Consider the following 19,502-nt stretch of genomic DNA (forward strand, 5'->3'; position numbering starts at 1 on the left):
GTTATTCTAAACTAATATTGATTTGATATATCCGTCTATGGCATCTTCCAATACCGCCGATGGACAAATATTTTCTCTTGTATTGAGGGAAAGCAATTCTATTGCTACTATTCCATGCAAAATGGACCATAGGGTCTTTAATTTCAGGTATCTGTCCACATGTTCCTTTCCGCTAGCAAGGATTGCTTCATCGATAAGGTTCAGCATTTTTTCGGATACTTTTTTGATATTCTCGTATTCGTTAATTCGATCACAAGATGGTATCCCCAAGCCAAACATGATTTCATAGTGTTTAGGATGATTTACAGCAAATAGCCAATACCCTTTAGCTAATTGTCGCAACTTTATTGAAACTTCCTTGGAAGGTTCAATATGTTGATTCAATTCCATTAAAAGTTTGTCAAAACCCTCTTCGACGAAATAACTTGATATTGCGTCCTTATTCTCAAAATGCTTATAAATAACCGGGACAGAATACTCGATAGCATCGGCGATTTTTCGAATAGATAGAGCTGCCCAACCCTCATTCTCCACGATCTCGCGAGAGCAGGTGATGATTTGATCTTTTAATTCTTGCTGTTGCCTTAATTTTCTTTCAGATAATCCCATTGTTATTTTTGTTAACAGTGTTAGTAAAAGTAACAATGATAGTTGAATGTTGAAACATTTTTTAAAAAATTAAACAAACAGATGACAATACGCCAAGCAGCCTTTGATCCGACCTTTATTTCGAGGGATACTATGTTTATTGAAAATGGCAAATTTGTCTTAACTTTAAGCATGAACTTTTTTAAAAGTAAACGTAAAGTATCCTTAGTATTAGGGAGTGGTGGTGCTCGTGGATTGGTCCAGATTGGCGTTATCCGCAGTTTGGAAGAAAAGGGTTATGAAATTGATGAAGTTGTCGGCTGTTCAATAGGTTCGTTAATTGGGGCGGCCTATGTGGAAGGTAAATTGTCGAATTTAGAGGAATGGATGCGAGTAATTACGCGGAGAAAAGTTTTTAAGTTGATGGACTTTACCAATCCGAAGTTTGGTCTGTTGAAAGGAGAGCGGGTATTTGAATCCTTGAAGGAGATTCTACCCGATGTAAATATTGAAGATATGAAGATCCCTTTTCGTGCAATCGCTACGGATATGATCAGTGAGAAAGAAGTTATTTTTGATAAGGGGAGTGTTTATAAGGCCATCAGGGCATCAATTGCAATTCCTGCGGTATTTACAAGCATCGAAAGTGAAGATTGGAATTTAGTCGATGGAGGTGTTATCAATCCATTGCCTATAAACTATGTGCGTCGGAAAAGAAGAAATATTATTATTGCCGTCAACCTGGACGGTAAACCTGATGCAGCCTATGGGCCTTATAATGGGGCTAAAGGATTAAATGCGATTTCTATGTTGCAGGAGTCGTATTTTTTAATGCGCAGAAGGTTGAGCCAACTATCTGTTGAGCTCTATAAGCCAGATTATGTCATCAATATTCCCCATAATATTGCAGGGATTTGGGATTATGATAAAGCGTCATTTATGATTGAAAAAGGGATAGAGCTGACCGAAAAGGTTGTACCAGATGCACCTATAAAGAAAAAAAAGATTCCCGCTAAAATCATATTGAAAGGGGAAGAATTAAAGAAAAAAGAGGCCGTTTAAACGACCTCTTGCAATAATTTATTCATGTAAAGATTAAATTCTTCTGGATGTTCAAGATTAGGTAAATGTCCACATTCTTCCATCTGAATGTATTTCGATCCCTTAATGTCTTTTGATAATTCTTCCATTAAATCAGCAGGTGTAATTTTATCTTCCTTCCCACGAACCACCAATGTAGGTACATTAATTGCCTTTAATACTTCGGTTGTATCTGTCCTTGCAGCTAAGGCCAATAGAGTTGCACAGATGGATTCAATGCTATTCCTCCGGATACTACTTTTAATAAGTTCAACAGCATCAGGGTTGTTTTCAATGCTTTTCTTAGAAAATACATTAGCAATGAAGCCAATGGCATAAGGCCTGCGACCGTATTGCAGAACGGCTTGAATAGCGTCAAAGCGTTTTTGTTTTCCAGCATTATCATCAGGTTTGCTGTGTGTGTCGGAAAGGATCAATCCAGAGATACGCTCTGGGAATAATTGGTATGCCCTCAAGGCAATATATCCGCCCATAGAAACTCCGCATAGCACTGCTTTTTCGATTTCCAGTTTACGCATAAAAACCCCTAGATCTTTAGCGAATACATCGATTGAAAAGAATCCATGACCTTTGGTGGTATTACCATGCCCCCGTATGTCGATGGCAATTCCAGTTATGTTATCTTCTAAACTTTCCAGTTGCTCGCGCCACATTTTTTTATTAAATGGAAATCCATGCAGGAAAATAATCGTCTTCTCAGGTTGTTCAGTAGCCTTTTTGATGTAATAGGAGATACTTATATCCCCAATCCGGATCTTGTTGCTTTTTATAATACGTTCCGCCATAATTTTAAATATATAAATATCAACACGATATGCAAAATATAGTTTGAAAATGATTAAAAAACGGAAAAACCATTTGGAAAGTATAAAAAAGTAACGATATTTGCGCCACCTCAAAGGACAATTAGTCCTTTCAAAATGCGCTCATAGCTTAATTGGATAGAGCATCTGACTACGGATCAGAAGGTTAGGGGTTCGACTCCCTTTGAGCGCACTTTTTAGACACAAGACATAAGACATAAGACAGTGCAGGGTGTTTATATAGTTGAAAAGAAATAAAGAAAAAGACTTTAGTGTTGAGCTAAAGTCTTTTTGTATTTAAAAGGATTAATATTGGGATCATTTACAAAAGTTGCGGAGGGGATAAAATATTGGGCAGTTAACTAATTCGGTTCTTATGTAAACAAACTAGTTTCTTATGTCTAATATTTCCTTGTCTCTTCTTAAAAATCCCATCGGGATGGCATATCTATAGCCAGACCCGCAGGGTCTGGAATAAGCGTTAATTTCAAAACAACTCCGTAGGAGTGACATGTTAGCTAGAAGTTTTAGAAATATGCCACACCTACGGCGTTGAATTCTGTGATGTAAAATAAATTTCTATAGAAATTGCATCCCTACGGGATTCATTGGACATCAGTCTAACTACTAACTACTATCGACTCTTATGTCTATAGCCTAAGTAGTTAGCAATAATATTGAAGAAACTGGTTTAAGAAAATGAAAAAAATTTTTGCTGGGACTATTATTTCCTTATATTTGCATCACCAAAACAGAAAGGGCGTCAGTCGTATAGTATTGGTTGCCGCGCTCATAGCTTAATTGGATAGAGCATCTGACTACGGATCAGAAGGTTAGGGGTTCGACTCCCTTTGAGCGCACTTGGAAAGAGCCTAATTCTTATACGGGATTAGGCTTTTGTTTTTTTTACATCTAAAATAAACATCACATTATGCTAAACCTAGTTTTATTCGGGCCTCCAGGAGCAGGTAAAGGGACTCAATCGTCCAAATTAATCGATAAATATTCCCTTCACCATATTTCAACTGGAGATATGTTTAGAGGACACATCAAGAATCAAACTCCACTTGGTAAAGAGGTGAGTCAGATCATTGCTGACGGTAATTTGGTTCCGGATTCGATCACGATCTCTATGTTAGAGGAGGAGTTGAAAAACAATCCTGATGCGAAAGGATTTATATTTGATGGATTCCCACGTACAGTTGCACAGGCTGAGGCATTGGATAAGTTTTTGGAGGCAAACAATACTTCGATCACAGGAGTTATTGCATTGGATGTAGATGAGAATGAATTAACGCAGCGTATCGCTAAGCGTCAGGAAATTTCTGGACGTGCGGACGATGCTGCAGATAAATTGCAAAAACGTATCGAAGAATATTTTGGTAAGACCATTCATGTATTGCCTTATTATGAACAGCAAGGTAAGCTTAGCAAAGTGAATGGAATCGGAGAGATTGAAACAATCTTCAACGATCTTACTCAGGTAATCGATAATTATTAATACAATCTGAATAGGGAATTTTATGGCTCAGGGGTCAAATTTTGTTGATTATGTAAAGGTATGTTGCCGCTCGGGACATGGGGGAGCTGGATCTGCCCATTTGCACCGTGATAAGCACACGGCTAAAGGTGGACCTGATGGAGGTGATGGTGGTCGCGGTGGACATATTATCTTGAAAGGATCGCATCAACACTGGACCTTGTTGCACCTGAAGTTCAGGAAGCATATAATTGCCGATCCCGGAGAGGCAGGGGGCAGTGCATTACGTTCAGGAGCAAACGGAAGGGATGAGATTTTGGAAGTGCCTCTAGGTACTGTTGCCAAGAATGCTGAAACTGGAGAAGTTCTATTTGAAATTACCGAAGACGGTGAAACAAAAATATTAACACCTGGTGGACGTGGTGGTTTAGGAAACTGGCATTTTAAATCTTCGACCGTTCAAACCCCTCGATTTGCGCAGCCAGGGTTGCCAGGAAAAGAGGAATGGATCGTTTTGGAATTGAAGGTTCTAGCGGATGTAGGATTAGTTGGATTCCCAAATGCTGGTAAATCAACTTTGCTCTCGGTCGTTTCAGCTGCAAAACCTGAAATTGCTGATTACCCGTTTACGACCATAGTTCCTAACTTGGGGATTGTTAGCTATAGAGATGGTAAATCATTTGTTATGGCAGACATTCCGGGAATCATTGAAGGCGCTTCGGAAGGAAAAGGGTTAGGGCATCGTTTCTTACGTCATATCGAACGAAATTCAGTGTTATTATTCTTAGTTCCGGCAGATACTGATCGGACAATCGAAGAAGAATATAATATTTTATTAGGTGAATTAACCGCATATAATCCCGAATTATTAGACAAGCCAAAGATTCTGGCTATCAGTAAGTCGGATATGTTGGACGAGGAATTAGAAAGGGAAATGTCAGCACAGGTTCCTAAAGGATTACCTCATTTATTTATATCCTCAGTGACGGGAAAAAATATTCCTCAACTGAAAGATCTCATCTGGAAAGAAATCAATCAATAATAGGAAAGCAACGTAAGTTGCTTTTTTTATTTTAGGCAATTTATATTTTCTATTTTTGCAGCAATGGATTTATCTCTAAAAGAGTTTTTGGACCGTAAAGTTGAAGAGTTTAATCAACCTGATTTTATTCCAAATGATCCGATCTGCATTCCACATCAGTTCGACCTAAAACAGGATATTGAAATCATGGGTTTCTTCGCCAGTATTTTAGCGTGGGGACAGCGAAAAACGATCATTAACAAATGTAATGAGCTGATCGAACGTATGGATGGAAGTCCATTCGATTTTATCCTAAATCACCAGGATCAGGATCTAAAGAACCTATTAGGTTTTAAGCATCGGACGTTCAATGACACCGATCTCCTATATTTTGTAAGCTTCTTTAAGTGCCATTATACCCATTTTGCAAGTTTAGAAGACGCGTTTCTGCAATTGGGGGCATCAGAACCTTTTAGCATTGAAGAGTCCTTAAATGCATTTAAATCCTATTTCTTTTCCTTACCCGACTATCCCTACAGAACCCGAAAACATGTCAGTTCGCCATTGCAGAAGTCAACTTGCAAACGATTGAATATGTTTCTGAGGTGGATGGTAAGGCAGGATGATCGAGGCGTTGATTTTGGCGTTTGGCATCAGATTAAACCCAAAGATTTAATCTGTCCATGTGATGTACATGTTGAAAGGGTAGCTCGGAAGTTTGGATTGATCCAGTTGGATAAAGTCAATTGGAAGACTGCATTAGAATTGACCGGTAATTTAAGGGAACTGGATCCCAATGATCCTGTAAAATATGATTTTGCTTTATTTGGTTTAGGTGTTGCGGGAGAATTGTAAAATAAGATTTAGTAGAAAGGAATAAACATTTCTTTATGTTTACCTGCATCCTTGTACTGGAATTCATCCGACATAAATTCAAATCCCATACTTTCATAAAATGGGTATGCAGCCTCTCGAGCGATGCACCATAAATAATCTCCATGGAGTTGAGATTTAATATGTTCAATAGCAGCGTTTAGAAGTTCGCGAGCATATCCTTTTCTTCTAGCAAGAGGTTGGGTTGCCATTCCACGTAGCCTATATCCTTCATGTGGCAATTTAGGATGGTTTGTTTTGTGGACGGTCAGTACACATTGAAGAATATTATCCTCGTCGAAAAGGCCTAAATGGAAGCTGTCAGGCATTAAATCCTCGGGATTGACACAAAGGTTCAGATCCTTACCTTTCTGCAGGACAGCGCTTCGCAATGGGAGTGCCTCTTCAACCTTGATAAATCTGATCATCTTTTGGAAAGGATTGTTAAAATATCGACCATTCTGTTGGAATATCCGAACTCATTATCATACCATCCGACAACTTTTACCAATCCGCCAACAATACTCGTTAATTCAGAATCAAATACACAGGAATAAGGGTTGTTAATGATATCTACAGAGACAATAGGGTCTTCAGTATAAAAAAGTACATCCTTCAATTCGTTTTCAGAAGCTTCTTTAAACTTTCTGTTGATTTCTTCTACTGTGGTATTTTTAGCGAGGTTGCAAGTAAAATCGGTTAAAGAACCATTCAATACGGGCACACGGATTCCGGCACCCCCAAGTTTACCGTCAAGATGTTTGAAAACATTGGTGATCGCTTTTGCAGCGCCAGTTGTGGTCGGGATAATGGAAGCCGAGGCAGCTCTAGATCTTCGAAGGTCTCGGTGTGGAGCATCATGAAGGTTCTGATCACCAGTCATGGAATGAACCGTAGTAATATAACCGTCAACGATTTGCCAATTTTCATCCAATATTTTGATCAATGGTGCTACATTGTTGGTTGTACAAGACGCATTCGAGAATATCGGAGTGTTCCAATCAAATTCATGATCGTTTATTCCCAAAACGACTGTTGGAATTTCCTTGTCAGGAGACGGTGCCGAGATAATTACTTGTTTTGCACCGGCCAGCAAGTGTTTCGATGCAAGATCCTTATTTACAAAGAAGCCTGTTGATTCCACTACCACATCGATTTCCAATTCTTTCCAGGGTAGGTCTTCAGGATTCTTTTTGTTTATTATTAATATTGATTTGCCATCAATGTAAAGATGATCTTGATCATGATCTACCTTTCGGTTTAATGGACCATGTACAGAATCGTATTTGAATAAATGAGCCAGTGTTTTAGAATCGGCAAGATCATTGATAGCAACGACCTCAATAGTTTCAAGATTTCTGTTCAATAAATTTCTTAACGTATGACGACCGATTCGGCCGAAACCATTGATGGCAACTTTCATTATTTGTGAAATTCAGCAATTACTTCATTAATATTTTTCTCACCTTCCCAGTAGGTTTTCAATTGACCATCTGGTCCGTACACATAGTTTGCAGGGAACATATTAGGAATATGGAATTTCTGGATAAATTCTTGGTTCCTGTCCCAAAGCATCTGTACATTTTCCTTACCGTCTAATTCTTTTCCAAAAGTTGTAAAGAACTGAGACATCAAAGCCGGGTCGTTCATAGAGACATATACGACATTAATATCCTTGATTTTCTCATAGTTTTTCGATAGTCCACCTGCTTCATTTTGACAGTGGCTACATCCTGGATCGAACAGCACGAAAACAGTGTTTTTGCCTGCAGGGATATCAGCTTTTGTGTATTTGATACCTGATTTCACTTTGTAGAATGTAAACTCAGGAATGCTCAATGCGGCAGCTGCAGATGTCTGGGGAGCAGCAGGGGCAGGGTTTGTTTGTTGAGTTGAATGCTCGTGAGCGCTGTGGTCATGTGCACTATGATCATGTCCAGCATGATCATCATGTGTTTCTGTAGTTTCAGCTTTTTTCTGATTATTACATCCTACAGCTAGAACACCTAAAGAAAGGCAAAGAGAGGATAGGATAAATTTATTTCTCATGTCTTGTGATTAAGATTCAAAACTAATAAAAAATATAGAGTAAGTTCTGTGAAAGGGTTAGAATAAACAGTATTTTGACAAAAAAGGCCCTGATTTTTCAGGGCCTTAGATGTTTTATGATTATTCCAAAAAATTATGGAGTAACTACTTTAGCTTTACTTTCTTTTTCTTTTGCAGAATCTGCCAAATGTTTACCACGACTTAAGTCGAAGATAGCAGGGGCAGCCAAAAAGATAGAAGAATAGGTTGCTACAACGATACCAATTAAGATAGCGAATGAGAAACCACGAATAACCTCACCACCAAATACGAACAATACGGCTAATACGAAGATTACTGTTAATGAAGTAATCACCGTACGGCTTAATGTAGAGTTGATCGCATTATTAATCGTTGTTCCAAGCTCTTGTTGGTGCGCATTAGGTTTCTTCAAATATTCACGTAGACGGTCAAATACAACCACCGTGTCGTTCACTGAATAACCCAACACTGTTAGGATAGCAGCCACGAAATGTTGGTCAATATCCAATGAAAATGGAACAATACCATCTAATATGGAGAATAGACCTAATAGGATAATGGCATCGTGAACAGTTGCAATAGCTGCACCAGCGGAATATTGCCATTTGTGGAAACGGATTAAGATATAAGCCGCAATAACAATGATGGATAAGATTGCAGCATAAATTGCTCTATCGCGAATATCACTTGCAATCGTAGGTCCTACTTTTTGTTGGGATAGGATCTCGTATTTATTGCCTTGAATTTTAGATAGACCTTCGTTTAATTTAGATAATACTTCTTTATCAGCTTCGTCACTAGTCTCTTCGATATGATAAGAAGTAGTTACGCGCAATTGGCTTTCATTTCCAAAAGTTTTAACCTCAGTCGTAGTTCCGAAGACATTGTCCAAGTTTTCACGAACAGTTTCAGGGCTAACATTTTGATCATAACGAACAGTGTAAGTACGTCCACCTTGGAAGTCAACTCCGTATGAAAATCCTTTTGTTAAGATAGCACCGATTGAAATAACAATAGCAACCAATGAAATCAAATAAGCAACCTTTCTTTTCTTGATGAATTGGAAGTTTGCATTTTTCAAAGTATGGTTCGACCAAGGGAATGAAGTTGTGATCTTCATGTCTCTGCTCAACATAAATTCGAAAATTAAACGAGTAATGAAGATTGCAGTGAACAATGAAGTAATAATACCGATCATTAACGTCGTTGCAAAACCTTGAATTGGTCCACTACCTGTGAAGAATAGGATTAAACCTACCAAGAATGTAGTAATTTGGGAGTCAAGGATAGAAGGCATGGCATGTTTGTAACCGTCGGCAACAATTTGACGAGGTGACTTACCTAATGCTTCCTCTTCACGCATACGTTCGTAGATCAAGACGTTCGCATCGACCGCAGTACCCATCGTTAATACGATACCTGCAATACCAGGAAGGGTAAGAACAGCGTTTAATGATGCAAGCACACCCATCAAGAAGAATACGTTGAAAATAACTGCGATGTTAGCTGCAATACCGGCACGGTTGTAATAGGCGATCATAAACGCCATAACGACGATGATACCAACAACAGCCGAGTTAACACCAGAGTCAATTGCTGCTTGTCCTAATGAAGGACCAACGATAGCTTCTTCAACAATCTTAGCTGTTGTAGGAAGCCTACCAGCTTTCAAAACGTTTGCTAAGTCTTTAGTATCTTCGATAGTAAAGTTACCGGAGATCTGGGAGTTACCATTAGGGATTTCCTCATTTACACCTGGAGCTGAATACACAACACCATCCAATACGATAGCAATTGCGTCTCTATTTTGAGCAGCTTGAGCTGTGATACGTTTCCATTGGCGAGCGCCATCTGCATTCATTTCCATTGAAACGATCGGACTATTCTGTTGGTCAAAACCATCACGAGCGTCCGTGATTACATCACCAGTCATTACAGGGCCATTCTCAGCACCTGTAGCTTTGATTGCATATAAAGAAAGGAAATCTTTTGCGTTGTTTTCAGGTTTTACAGCCCATAAAAGCTTTAAGTTCGCAGGGATAATTGATTTTACCTCAGGACGAGCAAGTAAAGCATTCACCTTCGCCGTGTCTTTTAAGTTTGCATAACCAACCACAGCACCAGGAGCCAATTGTTGTTGACCATTCTGACCTGGGAAAGTAGCAGGTGAAAGCACAGCGAATAATGGGTTGTTAGCTAGCGCAGCAGCATCCGGTTGAGCTGAAGAATCTGCAGATGCAGAATCAGTTGCTTTTTGGTTAGCGCCTAGCTTAGCTAATAAGTTTTCTTCTTTTTTAGTGGTATCTGCAGTATTCGCTGCTGTTGAATCACTTACCACTTTAGCTGCTGGTTTGTCAGCTTTAATTGTTGTAGCAAGCGTTCTGTTAATATTTTCTAATAAAGAATATACTTGAGGATTTTGATAAGTATCATAGAATTCCAATTTAGCAGAACCTTGTAAAAGCTTACGAACACGTTCTTCATCATTAACACCAGGAAGTTCGATTAAGATACGGTTGGTTCCTTGTTGGATTTGAATGTTAGGGGAAGCAACACCGAATTTGTCAATACGAGTACGAAGTACTTTGTATGAATTTTGAATAGCGTTGTCAGCTTCTTTATTCAAGAAATTACGGACATCAGACTCTGAGCTTGATCCAGTGATTACTGCTGCATTATCCTTAGTTGCGAAGAAAGACGCAATAGGGGCAGTAGCACCTGTAGCTTTATACTCATTTAAGAATAACTCAATCAACGAAGTGTTGGTAGTCTTACTTTTTTTCACAGCATTTTCCAATGCTTTGTTGAAGTTTGCATCTTTCGGGTTGTCCGCTAAGTTGGCGATAAGTTCGTTCAATGAGATTTCCATTGTAACGTTCATACCCCCTTTTAAGTCCAAACCAAGAGCAAGTTCATTTGCTTTAGCTTCGCGATAGGTGAATTTAGCAATACCTATATTATATACTTCCTCACCAGCAATGGAATCCAAGTAGGCTTTTTCTTTAGCCATGTCGCCATTGGCGTATTCCGCTGCGTCTTTTTCAACTTTACGTGTTACAAAAGTGAATGATAAGGAATAGAGGCACGCTAAGGAAACCACTATCACCAAAAATTTAATCAGCCCTTTACTCATTGTCTAATCGTAATAAATTATGGTTTTTTATGTAATTTTTAAGCTTAATAATATTTTACCAAGATTCGCAAAGGTATAAAAAAATTACATAATGAAAATAGTATATCAAACTTAATACGGAAAAAATTGTTTTTAAATATTTGCTTCATTTTCAAGTGAAATTGATGTGCATAATGCAATAAAATTAGATTTTGAGCGATGTTGTTAAGGCATGAGAATTGAAAGCCAAAACTGGTATATGTATTAAGAATACGAATTGAAGAGAGGTAAGGACATACAAAAAGTTAATAAAAAAGGCATCCCTAATAAAGGAATGCCTTTTTATGTTTTTAAAGATTAAACTTATCTTAAGACAAATTTAAATCCTAAGCTGAAACGTCCTGCTTCAAAGTTTGATTCGTTCGAAAGGTTCCACCAAGGTTTCCAATCGAAGTGAATTCCAAGTGGAGTAGAAGGGATTTTGTATTCTAAACCAGCTGCTGGACGGATCGCAAATGAAGAATTGTTATCATTGAAAGCGATTTGAGGACCAACACCTAAATACCAACCCAAACCACCAGCACCAGCGAATGGACGGTTGTAGCTATAATCAACTCCAACAACTGTTACGTGGTCACCGAATAATACTTGTGCTTGACCAGCATTTGCACCACCAAATGAATGTTTCACTTGTGGACCGAATAATGTTGCTCCATCACCTAAGTCAATACCTAGACCGATTGCTGTTTTATAAGGAGTTTGAGCTTTAGCTTCGTTAAAGCCAAAAACTAATGCTGCTGCAGCTGCTAATGATAGTAATGTCTTTTTCATAAATATTGTGTTAATTAAACTTTAATTTATGTTCAATGAGCAATTAGCTTGCCAAAATTTAACGTTCTGTTAACTATTTCATGTATTACCTGTTTTCGGGTAGGGTAATCATATTGTCGATTTTATGTAAATAGTAAGCAGGAGTTTTATTATTTTATAATTTTTCGTAAATTTGCCCTGCAAATAGGAACCCCATATAATATTTGCTATGCAATTAGATCCACAAAAATTCGTACAAGAAGGACTTACCTACGACGATGTATTATTAATCCCTGCTTATTCAGAAATATTGCCTCGTGATGTAGATACAAGTACATTCTTAACTAAGAAAATCAAATTAAATATTCCTTTAGTATCTGCCGCAATGGACACCGTTACAGGTGCTGACCTAGCTATCGCAATCGCTCAGGCGGGAGGGATTGGTATGTTACATAAGAATATGACAATTGCAGAACAAGCTGCAGAAGTTCGCAAAGTAAAGCGCTCGGAAAGTGGAATGATCCAAGATCCGGTAACTTTATTAGAGAACGCTACAGTAGGTGATGCGTTTCAGATTATGAAAGACCATAAGATTGGTGGTATTCCAGTGATTAATTTAGAAAGTAAATTAGTTGGAATTGTTACAAACCGTGATCTTCGTTTTCAAAAGGACATGAATCGTCCAATCAGTGAATTGATGACTAAAGTGAATTTAGTTGTAGCTCCAGAGGGTACAGATTTAATCAAAGCTGAAGAAATCCTACAAAACCATAAAATTGAGAAACTTCCTGTAGTTGATCAGAATGGTGTTTTAAAGGGACTGATTACTTTTAAAGACATTCAAAAATATAAACATTATCCAAATGCAGCAAAAGATGAACATGGACGTTTGTTGGTTGGTGCAGCAGTTGGTGTTACGGCAGATACCTTAGAGCGTGTTGAAGCCTTAGTAAAGGCTGGGGTGGACGTGGTTACAATTGATACTGCACATGGTCATTCCTTAGGTGTCATCAACAAATTAAAGGAGGTAAAAGCGGCCTACCCTAATTTACAAGTTATCGTTGGTAATATTGCAACCGGTGATGCGGCTAAGATGTTAGCAGATGCGGGAGCAGATGCTGTCAAAGTAGGTATAGGTCCAGGTTCAATCTGTACAACCCGTATTATTGCTGGTGTTGGTGTTCCTCAGCTATATGCAGTTTATGAGGTAGCTAAAGCATTAAAAGGTACTGGAGTTCCATTAATCGCAGATGGTGGGATTAAGCAGACTGGTGATATTGCCAAGGCAATAGCCGCAGGAGCAAATACCATCATGGCAGGATCGCTTTTCGCCGGTGTTGAAGAAGCACCAGGAGAAACTATCCTATTGGAAGGTAGAAAATTCAAATCATACCGCGGTATGGGTTCTGTGGAGGCGATGGAAAAAGGATCAAAAGATCGTTACTTCCAAGATGTAGAAGATGATATTAAAAAATTAGTTCCAGAAGGAATTGTAGGTCGAGTACCTTATAAAGGAACATTGGCTGAGGTAGTTTACCAATATATTGGCGGATTGCGTGCATCGATGGGTTACTGTGGTGCAGCGACGATTGAAAAATTACAAGAAGCTAAATTTGTACGTATTACTGGTGCTGGATTACGTGAGTCACATCCTCATAATATTCAAATTACCAAGGAAGCGCCAAACTATAATAGCAGGGGATAAGCTTATCCTTCTTGGGGTATTGAGAAGCCGTATCAAAAAAATGATTTTGATACGGCTTCTTTTATTTTGTAATTCCATTGATTTTTAATAACTTGAGAGTCCGAAACGTATTTTTTATTTAACAATTACATAGAGCTTATGGGAAAAGGAGATAAAAAAAGTAGAAAAGGTAAAATCATTATGGGATCGTATGGAAAGAAAAGACCTCGAGATCCCTGGAAACATAAATCTGACGTAAAAAACTCAGAAAAGAAATCTAAATAGTATAAATTCTGAAATGTAAAAGCACCTTGAACCATCGTTAAATCGGATTAAGGTGCTTTTTAGCTTTCTGCCTATAAAACTTATTTAATTTTTACCGAAAAATTGAGTCGATTATCTCTATTATAACCCAGTTTTTTATAGAGATTATCTATGCAATAATTCAATCCTCCTATAGAAGAATTCTATATTTTAGCAGTTCATCTAAAGTTTGATTCAATATTTATCTATGGCTAAACTAATTAATTTAAACGTTTTTAAGGATTTTTTTGCTTCAAGTAATGCTGGCGGTATTATGCTATTTCTATGCGTTATCCTCTCCATGATTATTGCAAACAGTCCTTTAGCAAGTGCATTGCAGAATTTATTGGATCTTCCCTTAGGATTTGAAACGGGTTCTGTTCACCTTAAATATTCTGTTTTGTTATGGATCAATGATGGGTTAATGGCCATTTTTTTCCTATTGGTAGGATTAGAGATAAAAAGAGAAATTGTAGAAGGCGAGTTATCATCTCCCAAAAAAGCCTCATTGCCTATTCTATGTGCAATAGGTGGAGCTGTGGTGCCAGCAATCATCTATCTATCCTTTAATGCAGGAAAAGAAACCGCTGGAGGCTGGGGGATACCAATGGCAACAGATATTGCCTTTGCGCTCGCCGTAATCAATTTATTAGGAAATAGAATTCCTTCAAGTTTAAAAATCTTTTTAGCCGCATTGGCAATTGTCGATGATTTGATTGCCATTTTGGTTATTGCATTTTTCTATTCATCCGGTATTGAAGTAAGCTACTTGCTCTATGCATTAGCCGGAATGGTCATATTAATACTTATGAATCGGTTCAATGTTTTGAATCCCTATCTATATTTAATTCCAGGAGCTTTTATCTGGTATTTTGTCCACCATTCTGGGATTCATGCAACGATTGCAGGTGTATTGGTCGCAATGACTATTCCAACTAATGATACGGCAATTGAATCGCCATTGGAGCGCTTAGAGCATGCCTTGACAAAACCTGTGAATTTCCTGATAATCCCAATTTTTGCATTTGCGAATACCAATATTACATTAGAAAGTGAAATGATGGGTGGATTAACCTCTTCTTTAGGATTGGGAATCACACTTGGTCTGTTATTAGGTAAGCCAATCGGTATACTATTAACCTCATTTATTTGTACAAAATTAAAGTTAAGCACATTGCCCGAAGGAAGTAATTGGAAGCATATAATCGGAGTGGGGCTCCTTGCGGGGATTGGTTTCACCATGTCTATTTTTATTGCGATTCTTTCCTTTAAAGATCCGCTTCATATTTCTGAAGCAAAACTTTCTATCTTAATAACTTCCCTGTTAGCAGGGATCATTGGTTATTTTGCCTTGAATAGCAAAAAAGTATACAATTAATTTCTAAATTGATTTGGAGTCATTCCTGTAGTTGCTTTGAAGGATTTATGGAAGCTGACAAAATTGTTAAATCCAGAATCATAACAGATTTCCTTCAAGCTCATTTTGTTATTCTTTAACTGGAAACAGGCATGGGAAATTCTTAATTCATTAATAAATTGTACAGGAGTTTTTCCCGTTTTCTGTTTAAAATATCGGCAGAAAGAGTTTTCGGTCATACCTGCAACTTTTGCTAGATCTTGAAGCATAATTTTATGTTTGTAGTTTTCCCGCAGGTAATTCATCAGATTGTTCATTCTATATTGATCTTCTGATTGATTGAGTATGGAGTAGTTTTCGCCAATTAAATCTTCAGCATTTGCCTCATGTATGCAACTAAGTATTTCCAATAATTTAAACAATTTCATCAAGCCCTGAGCATGGAGGCACTCTTCTATAATGTTTTGGGCTGGTATTGCAAGGTAATCATCGAGATATCGACCTCGGAAAGAATTTTCCAATAATGCTTTTATATTTGACAATTCAGGAGCATTCAAGAAGTTTTCAATTCCGAAGTCTTTTTTAAAATGTACGACGACACAATCAATAGGGTCTTCCATTTCATCTTTCTGATTAATTTCGTCAAACAGCCAATAATGAGGTATTTGGGATGGAATTAACACTAATATTCCGGGATGAAAATTCATGATTCGATCACCAATAAACAATGTTCCAGATCCTTTTTTAACATAAACCAATTCTAATTCTTCATGATAAAGCCAGATGGACTGATGTTTTGGGAAGTAATCCCTTCGCATTTGGAAGCTCTGATTGCTAGAAATGGGTACGGCAAGTTGCTTGATTATCATAGTTATCGAATTTATTCATAATTATTGACTAATTAAGGTTAATGATGTTAAAATAGTTTATTAAATAGGTAATATCGTTCAATAATTTGTTGGGAAATATCTCGTATTTAGATTTTCAATTATAATCCAACAAATGAATAACAGGAGCAACACCGTAGCTATCGTTTTAATCACATCCCTTTTTTTCTTCTGGGGTTTTATCCATAATCTAGATCCCATTCTGATTGCGCATTTGCGGAGTGCTTTTAGCTTGACACATTTTCAAGCCTCACTTGTGGATTCAGCTGTTTTCATTGCCTATTTGGTTATGGGGATTCCTGCGGGATTAATCATGAGTAAATATGGTTATAAGGTTGGGATATTGGTAGGATTGGTTTTGTTTGCGGCGGGATGTTTCTTATTTGTTCCAGCAGCAAATACGATGAGTTATGCATTCTTTCTTTCGGCCTTATTCATAGTTGCCTGTGGGATTACGATTTTAGAAACAGCGGCAAATCCATATATGACGGTTTTAGGTGATCCAAATACCGCTACCCAACGATTAAATTTTGCCCAATCGTTCAATGGATTGGCAGCATTTGTAGCGCCTATCGTTGGAGGAAAGTTTATTTTAACTGAAGATCCATTATCCGTAGATCAGGTTGCGGCCCTATCAGATGCCGATAGGTTAGCCTATATTCAAGCAGAAACAGCGGTTGTTAAAGGTCCATATGTTATCCTAGGAGTCATCATTTTAGTGGTTGCGGTTATTTTCTATTTCATTAGATTACCGGAAGTAAAGGATGAGGAGGAGAAAGGTTCTGGATTTTTAAAGGCATTCAGGCATAAAAATGTTGCCTGGGCAGTTTTAGCTCAGTTTTTTTACGTAGGAGCGCAGGTTTGTGTATTGAGCTTCTTAATTGTATATGCAGTTGAGGTTTCTGGTATTGAAGCGAAGGATGCTAAATATTATGCTGGTGTTGCCGGTTTATTATTCATGTTGGGACGTTTCGTAGGGACGTTCTTTATGCGCTATATAGAGCCTACCAAGCTGTTGCTTTATTATTCATTAATATCGGTTGTGCTTACCTTAGTTTGTATTTTTGGAAGTGGGGCGCTAACCTTGTACAGCATGGTTGCCATAGCATTTTTTATGTCTATTATGTTTCCGACAATTTTTGCCATTGGGGTAGAGGGAATAGGGGCAGATACTAAGCCAGCGTCGAGTTTGATAATTATGTCAATTGTTGGGGGAGCCTTATTGCCACCGGTTCTAGGTTACATTTCGGACTTGACAGGAAATATGCAATATGGTTATTTTGTTGTATTAGTTTGTTTCTTAGTTGTTTTGCTTTTTGCGAGCAAAAACAAGAGCAACAACATAACTGTTAAACAAGGACACTAGAATTAGAAAATGAGTTTTAAAAGATATGCTATGGCACTGGATCTGGTTGATGATCCTACGATGATTGCAGAGTACGAAGATCATCACAGGCGTGTGTCAGCAGAAATTAAGAAGTCGATAACGGATGCAGGCGTGACGGTAATGGATATTTACCGATTTGGGAATCGGTTATTTATGATAATGGAGGTTGATGAAAGCTTTACATTCGAACGAAAAGATAAAATGGATGCTGAGAACCCTGCAGTTCAAGTATGGGAACAATTGATGTGGAAGTATCAGCAGTCTATTCCAGGATCTAAACCTGGTGAAAAATGGGTCATGATGGATCAAATATTTGAATTATAATATCAAATGGAAAAAGAGAGACTGGAATTTTTACAAATCCATCCCAAAGATAATGTGTTGGTGGCCTTGCGGGATTTACCAGCAGGCTATAAATTGAATTTTCAAGGGAAAGAGATCATTCTGAAAAGAGCGGTTAATGCCAAGCATAAGTTTAGCATAGATGCATTGCAGAAAGATGCGGAAATCTACATGTACGGTGTTTTAGTTGGCAAGGTGAACGAAGATTTAGATAGCGGAGAATTATTGGATGTAGACAACCTTAGACATGCTGCTGAGGATTTTAAACTTGGGGATCGTAAGTTGGATTGGGTTCAGCCGGATGTTTCTGCATTTAATAAGCGAACATTTAAAGGATTCCACCGTAGCAATGGAACAGTAGGTACAGCGAACTATTGGTTGGTAATACCATTAGTGTTCTGCGAGAATAGAAATGTACTTACCCTGAAGTCTGCATTAGAAGAAAAGTTAGGTTATCAAGTTGAATCAAAAGATTATTCAGATGAGGTTGATGAGCTGATTAACAGATACAAAAGTGGTGCTAGTATCGATGATTTGATGTCTGTAGACTTAAGTTCAGCACGGGCAGATAAAGGAAAGAAAAGATTATTTCCAAATGTTGATGGAGTCAAGTTTTTAAACCATGATATGGGTTGTGGTGGAACAAGAATGGATTCTGATGCACTCTGTGGTTTATTGGCTGGTTACATTACGCACCCAAATGTTGCAGGAGCGACGGTTTTAAGTTTAGGCTGTCAACATGCCCAGGCATCGATCCTAAAAGCTGAAATTGCAAAGCGTGATCCACATTTCAATAAACCATTATTTGTATTTGAGCAGCAGTTTGAAGGTACGGAGCAAGAATTGATGCAGAAAGCGATAAAATCGACCTTTACAGGATTGGTAGAGGCGAATAAGCTGGAGCGTCAAGAAGCAGGACTGGATAAGCTATGTATAGGTTTGGAATGTGGTGGGTCAGATGGATTTTCTGGAATATCCGCAAATCCTACTTTAGGCTATCTTTCAGACATGATGGTTAGTATGGGAGGTTCTGTTATATTATCAGAATTTCCAGAATTATGTGGGGTGGAGCAGGAACTAAGCGATCGCTGTGTTGATGAGCCAACAGCAGAGAAATTCATACATCTTATGCGCACCTACAATGCGAAAGCAGAAGCAGACGGGTCTGGATTTTATATGAATCCATCACCAGGGAATATTAGGGACGGCTTGATCACGGATGCGATTAAATCGGCTGGAGCTGCAAAAAAGGGAGGTACCTCTCCAGTTGCAGCGGTGGTTGATTACCCTGAAGTGGCTAATGATCCTGGATTAAATCTATTGTGTACACCCGGCAATGATGTTGAAAGTACCACTGCAGAAGTAGCGGCAGGGGCGAACATTGTGCTATTCACTACTGGATTGGGTACTCCGACAGGAAATCCTATCGCACCAGTTATCAAAGTAGCGTCCAATACGAAAGTATTTAATAAGATGAATGATGCCATTGATTTAAATTGTGGGACGATTATCGATGGAGAGGAAACGATTGAGCAGGCAGCCCATCGCATTTTGAACTATGTCATTTCGGTGGCAAGTGGGGAAACCATTGCGAAGGCTGTTAAATTAGGGCAGGATGATTTTATTCCATGGAGACGTGGAGTTTCACTTTAATAAAAATATTTTAAATATTTAAAATTCATTA

The 19,502-nt window shown here is 38.2% G+C and carries 18 protein-coding genes and 2 tRNA genes; 12 read left to right on the forward strand and 8 right to left on the reverse strand.

Translation table 11 applies throughout. The features are described 5' to 3' along the window. Positions 1-6 precede the first annotated feature (6 nt). The gene (locus E0Y80_RS10990) at positions 7-609 is read right to left on the reverse strand and encodes a TetR/AcrR family transcriptional regulator (RefSeq protein WP_156307710.1); all 603 of its coding nucleotides are present in this window, start codon (positions 607-609) and stop codon (positions 7-9) included. Positions 610-690: 81 nt separating this feature from the next. Between E0Y80_RS10990 and E0Y80_RS10995 the strand changes: the two genes are divergently transcribed. Next, a complete protein-coding gene (locus tag E0Y80_RS10995; protein ID WP_156307711.1) occupies positions 691-1,650 on the forward strand; it encodes a patatin-like phospholipase family protein in 960 nt (319 codons plus the stop codon). Here the strand turns inward: E0Y80_RS10995 and E0Y80_RS11000 are convergent. Continuing rightward, complete coding sequence (locus E0Y80_RS11000) at positions 1,647-2,474, reverse strand: alpha/beta fold hydrolase (protein WP_156307712.1); 828 nt, start codon at positions 2,472-2,474, stop codon at positions 1,647-1,649. The two genes, E0Y80_RS10995 and E0Y80_RS11000, sit on opposite strands and share 4 nt — an antisense overlap. 137 nt (positions 2,475-2,611) lie before the next feature. Here E0Y80_RS11000 and E0Y80_RS11005 point away from each other — a divergent pair. The 5 genes from E0Y80_RS11005 (at position 2,612) to E0Y80_RS11025 (ending at position 5,848) form a co-directional block, all read left to right on the forward strand. Continuing rightward, positions 2,612-2,685: transfer RNA gene (locus tag E0Y80_RS11005), tRNA-Arg, on the forward strand. A 593-nt stretch (positions 2,686-3,278) separates the two neighbouring features. Next, positions 3,279-3,352: transfer RNA gene (locus E0Y80_RS11010), tRNA-Arg, on the forward strand. Positions 3,353-3,423: 71 nt separating this feature from the next. Continuing rightward, a complete protein-coding gene (locus tag E0Y80_RS11015; RefSeq protein WP_156307713.1) occupies positions 3,424-3,993 on the forward strand; it encodes an adenylate kinase in 570 nt (189 codons plus the stop codon). Positions 3,994-4,015: 22 nt separating this feature from the next. After that, positions 4,016-5,014: a GTPase ObgE gene (gene obgE, locus E0Y80_RS11020; RefSeq protein WP_156307714.1), complete on the forward strand. Its 999-nt coding sequence runs from the start codon at positions 4,016-4,018 to the stop codon at positions 5,012-5,014. Positions 5,015-5,077: 63 nt separating this feature from the next. Then, a complete protein-coding gene (locus tag E0Y80_RS11025) occupies positions 5,078-5,848 on the forward strand; it encodes a TIGR02757 family protein (protein WP_156307715.1) in 771 nt (256 codons plus the stop codon). 8 nt (positions 5,849-5,856) lie between these two features. On the opposite strand, the gene E0Y80_RS11030 is transcribed toward E0Y80_RS11025, so the two are convergent. The 5 genes from E0Y80_RS11030 to E0Y80_RS11050 form a co-directional block, all read right to left on the reverse strand. Then, positions 5,857-6,294 (reverse strand): GNAT family N-acetyltransferase, encoded by a 438-nt coding sequence (locus E0Y80_RS11030; protein ID WP_156307716.1) that lies wholly within the window; start codon positions 6,292-6,294, stop codon positions 5,857-5,859. After that, on the reverse strand, positions 6,291-7,289 hold the full coding sequence (gene gap, locus E0Y80_RS11035; protein WP_197091563.1) for a type I glyceraldehyde-3-phosphate dehydrogenase: 999 nt from the start codon (positions 7,287-7,289) through the stop codon (positions 6,291-6,293). Before gap ends, E0Y80_RS11030 begins: the two co-directional genes overlap by 4 nt. Beyond that, positions 7,289-7,915: a peroxiredoxin family protein gene (locus E0Y80_RS11040; protein WP_156307718.1), complete on the reverse strand. Its 627-nt coding sequence runs from the start codon at positions 7,913-7,915 to the stop codon at positions 7,289-7,291. Before E0Y80_RS11040 ends, gap begins: the two co-directional genes overlap by 1 nt. A gap of 133 nt (positions 7,916-8,048) precedes the next feature. Next, entirely contained in the window at positions 8,049-11,069 is a 3,021-nt protein-coding gene (secDF, locus tag E0Y80_RS11045) for a protein translocase subunit SecDF (protein WP_156307719.1), read from the reverse strand. A gap of 342 nt (positions 11,070-11,411) precedes the next feature. Beyond that, on the reverse strand, positions 11,412-11,879 hold the full coding sequence (locus E0Y80_RS11050) for a hypothetical protein (RefSeq protein WP_156307720.1): 468 nt from the start codon (positions 11,877-11,879) through the stop codon (positions 11,412-11,414). A gap of 208 nt (positions 11,880-12,087) precedes the next feature. Between E0Y80_RS11050 and guaB the strand changes: the two genes are divergently transcribed. The 3 genes from guaB to nhaA all read left to right on the forward strand — a co-directional run bounded on the left by guaB (position 12,088) and on the right by nhaA (position 15,223). Beyond that, complete coding sequence (gene guaB / locus E0Y80_RS11055) at positions 12,088-13,563, forward strand: IMP dehydrogenase (RefSeq protein ID WP_156307721.1); 1,476 nt, start codon at positions 12,088-12,090, stop codon at positions 13,561-13,563. 138 nt (positions 13,564-13,701) lie between these two features. Next, positions 13,702-13,827, forward strand: coding sequence for a 30S ribosomal protein THX (locus E0Y80_RS11060; protein WP_156307722.1), 126 nt, complete (start codon positions 13,702-13,704; stop codon positions 13,825-13,827). A gap of 226 nt (positions 13,828-14,053) precedes the next feature. Continuing rightward, positions 14,054-15,223, forward strand: coding sequence for a Na+/H+ antiporter NhaA (nhaA, locus tag E0Y80_RS11065; protein ID WP_156307723.1), 1,170 nt, complete (start codon positions 14,054-14,056; stop codon positions 15,221-15,223). Here the strand turns inward: nhaA and E0Y80_RS11070 are convergent. Beyond that, positions 15,220-16,071 (reverse strand): helix-turn-helix domain-containing protein, encoded by an 852-nt coding sequence (locus tag E0Y80_RS11070; protein ID WP_156307724.1) that lies wholly within the window; start codon positions 16,069-16,071, stop codon positions 15,220-15,222. The two genes, nhaA and E0Y80_RS11070, sit on opposite strands and share 4 nt — an antisense overlap. A gap of 133 nt (positions 16,072-16,204) precedes the next feature. Here E0Y80_RS11070 and fucP point away from each other — a divergent pair, with 133 nt between their 5' ends. Genes fucP through E0Y80_RS11085 form a run of 3 tightly spaced genes read left to right on the forward strand, consistent with a single transcriptional unit; the run spans position 16,205 to position 19,471 of the window. Further along, a complete protein-coding gene (gene fucP, locus E0Y80_RS11075) occupies positions 16,205-17,455 on the forward strand; it encodes an L-fucose:H+ symporter permease (RefSeq protein WP_156307725.1) in 1,251 nt (416 codons plus the stop codon). A 30-nt stretch (positions 17,456-17,485) separates the two neighbouring features. Continuing rightward, the gene (locus E0Y80_RS11080) at positions 17,486-17,800 is read left to right on the forward strand and encodes an L-rhamnose mutarotase (RefSeq protein WP_231596022.1); all 315 of its coding nucleotides are present in this window, start codon (positions 17,486-17,488) and stop codon (positions 17,798-17,800) included. 6 nt (positions 17,801-17,806) lie between these two features. After that, positions 17,807-19,471 (forward strand): UxaA family hydrolase, encoded by a 1,665-nt coding sequence (locus E0Y80_RS11085; RefSeq protein WP_156307727.1) that lies wholly within the window; start codon positions 17,807-17,809, stop codon positions 19,469-19,471. Positions 19,472-19,502: the final 31 nt, after the last annotated feature.

Source organism: Sphingobacterium endophyticum (assembly GCF_009733535.1).
Classification (GTDB): Bacteria; Bacteroidota; Bacteroidia; order Sphingobacteriales; family Sphingobacteriaceae; genus Sphingobacterium; species Sphingobacterium endophyticum.

Coding starts and splice junctions, on each gene's coding strand:
- E0Y80_RS11085 (WP_156307727.1), top strand. CDS start 17,807: ATGGAAAAAGAGAGACTGGAATTTTTACAAATCCATCCCAAAGATAAT.
- E0Y80_RS10990 (WP_156307710.1), bottom strand. CDS start 609: ATGGGATTATCTGAAAGAAAATTAAGGCAACAGCAAGAATTAAAAGAT.
- E0Y80_RS10995 (WP_156307711.1), top strand. CDS start 691: ATGACAATACGCCAAGCAGCCTTTGATCCGACCTTTATTTCGAGGGAT.
- E0Y80_RS11000 (WP_156307712.1), bottom strand. CDS start 2,474: ATGGCGGAACGTATTATAAAAAGCAACAAGATCCGGATTGGGGATATA.
- E0Y80_RS11025 (WP_156307715.1), top strand. CDS start 5,078: ATGGATTTATCTCTAAAAGAGTTTTTGGACCGTAAAGTTGAAGAGTTT.
- E0Y80_RS11080 (WP_231596022.1), top strand. CDS start 17,486: ATGGCACTGGATCTGGTTGATGATCCTACGATGATTGCAGAGTACGAA.
- gap (WP_197091563.1), bottom strand. CDS start 7,289: ATGAAAGTTGCCATCAATGGTTTCGGCCGAATCGGTCGTCATACGTTA.
- E0Y80_RS11070 (WP_156307724.1), bottom strand. CDS start 16,071: ATGATAATCAAGCAACTTGCCGTACCCATTTCTAGCAATCAGAGCTTC.
- E0Y80_RS11040 (WP_156307718.1), bottom strand. CDS start 7,915: ATGAGAAATAAATTTATCCTATCCTCTCTTTGCCTTTCTTTAGGTGTT.
- fucP (WP_156307725.1), top strand. CDS start 16,205: ATGAATAACAGGAGCAACACCGTAGCTATCGTTTTAATCACATCCCTT.
- E0Y80_RS11060 (WP_156307722.1), top strand. CDS start 13,702: ATGGGAAAAGGAGATAAAAAAAGTAGAAAAGGTAAAATCATTATGGGA.
- obgE (WP_156307714.1), top strand. CDS start 4,016: ATGGCTCAGGGGTCAAATTTTGTTGATTATGTAAAGGTATGTTGCCGC.
- secDF (WP_156307719.1), bottom strand. CDS start 11,069: ATGAGTAAAGGGCTGATTAAATTTTTGGTGATAGTGGTTTCCTTAGCG.
- E0Y80_RS11030 (WP_156307716.1), bottom strand. CDS start 6,294: ATGATCAGATTTATCAAGGTTGAAGAGGCACTCCCATTGCGAAGCGCT.
- guaB (WP_156307721.1), top strand. CDS start 12,088: ATGCAATTAGATCCACAAAAATTCGTACAAGAAGGACTTACCTACGAC.
- E0Y80_RS11050 (WP_156307720.1), bottom strand. CDS start 11,879: ATGAAAAAGACATTACTATCATTAGCAGCTGCAGCAGCATTAGTTTTT.
- nhaA (WP_156307723.1), top strand. CDS start 14,054: ATGGCTAAACTAATTAATTTAAACGTTTTTAAGGATTTTTTTGCTTCA.
- E0Y80_RS11015 (WP_156307713.1), top strand. CDS start 3,424: ATGCTAAACCTAGTTTTATTCGGGCCTCCAGGAGCAGGTAAAGGGACT.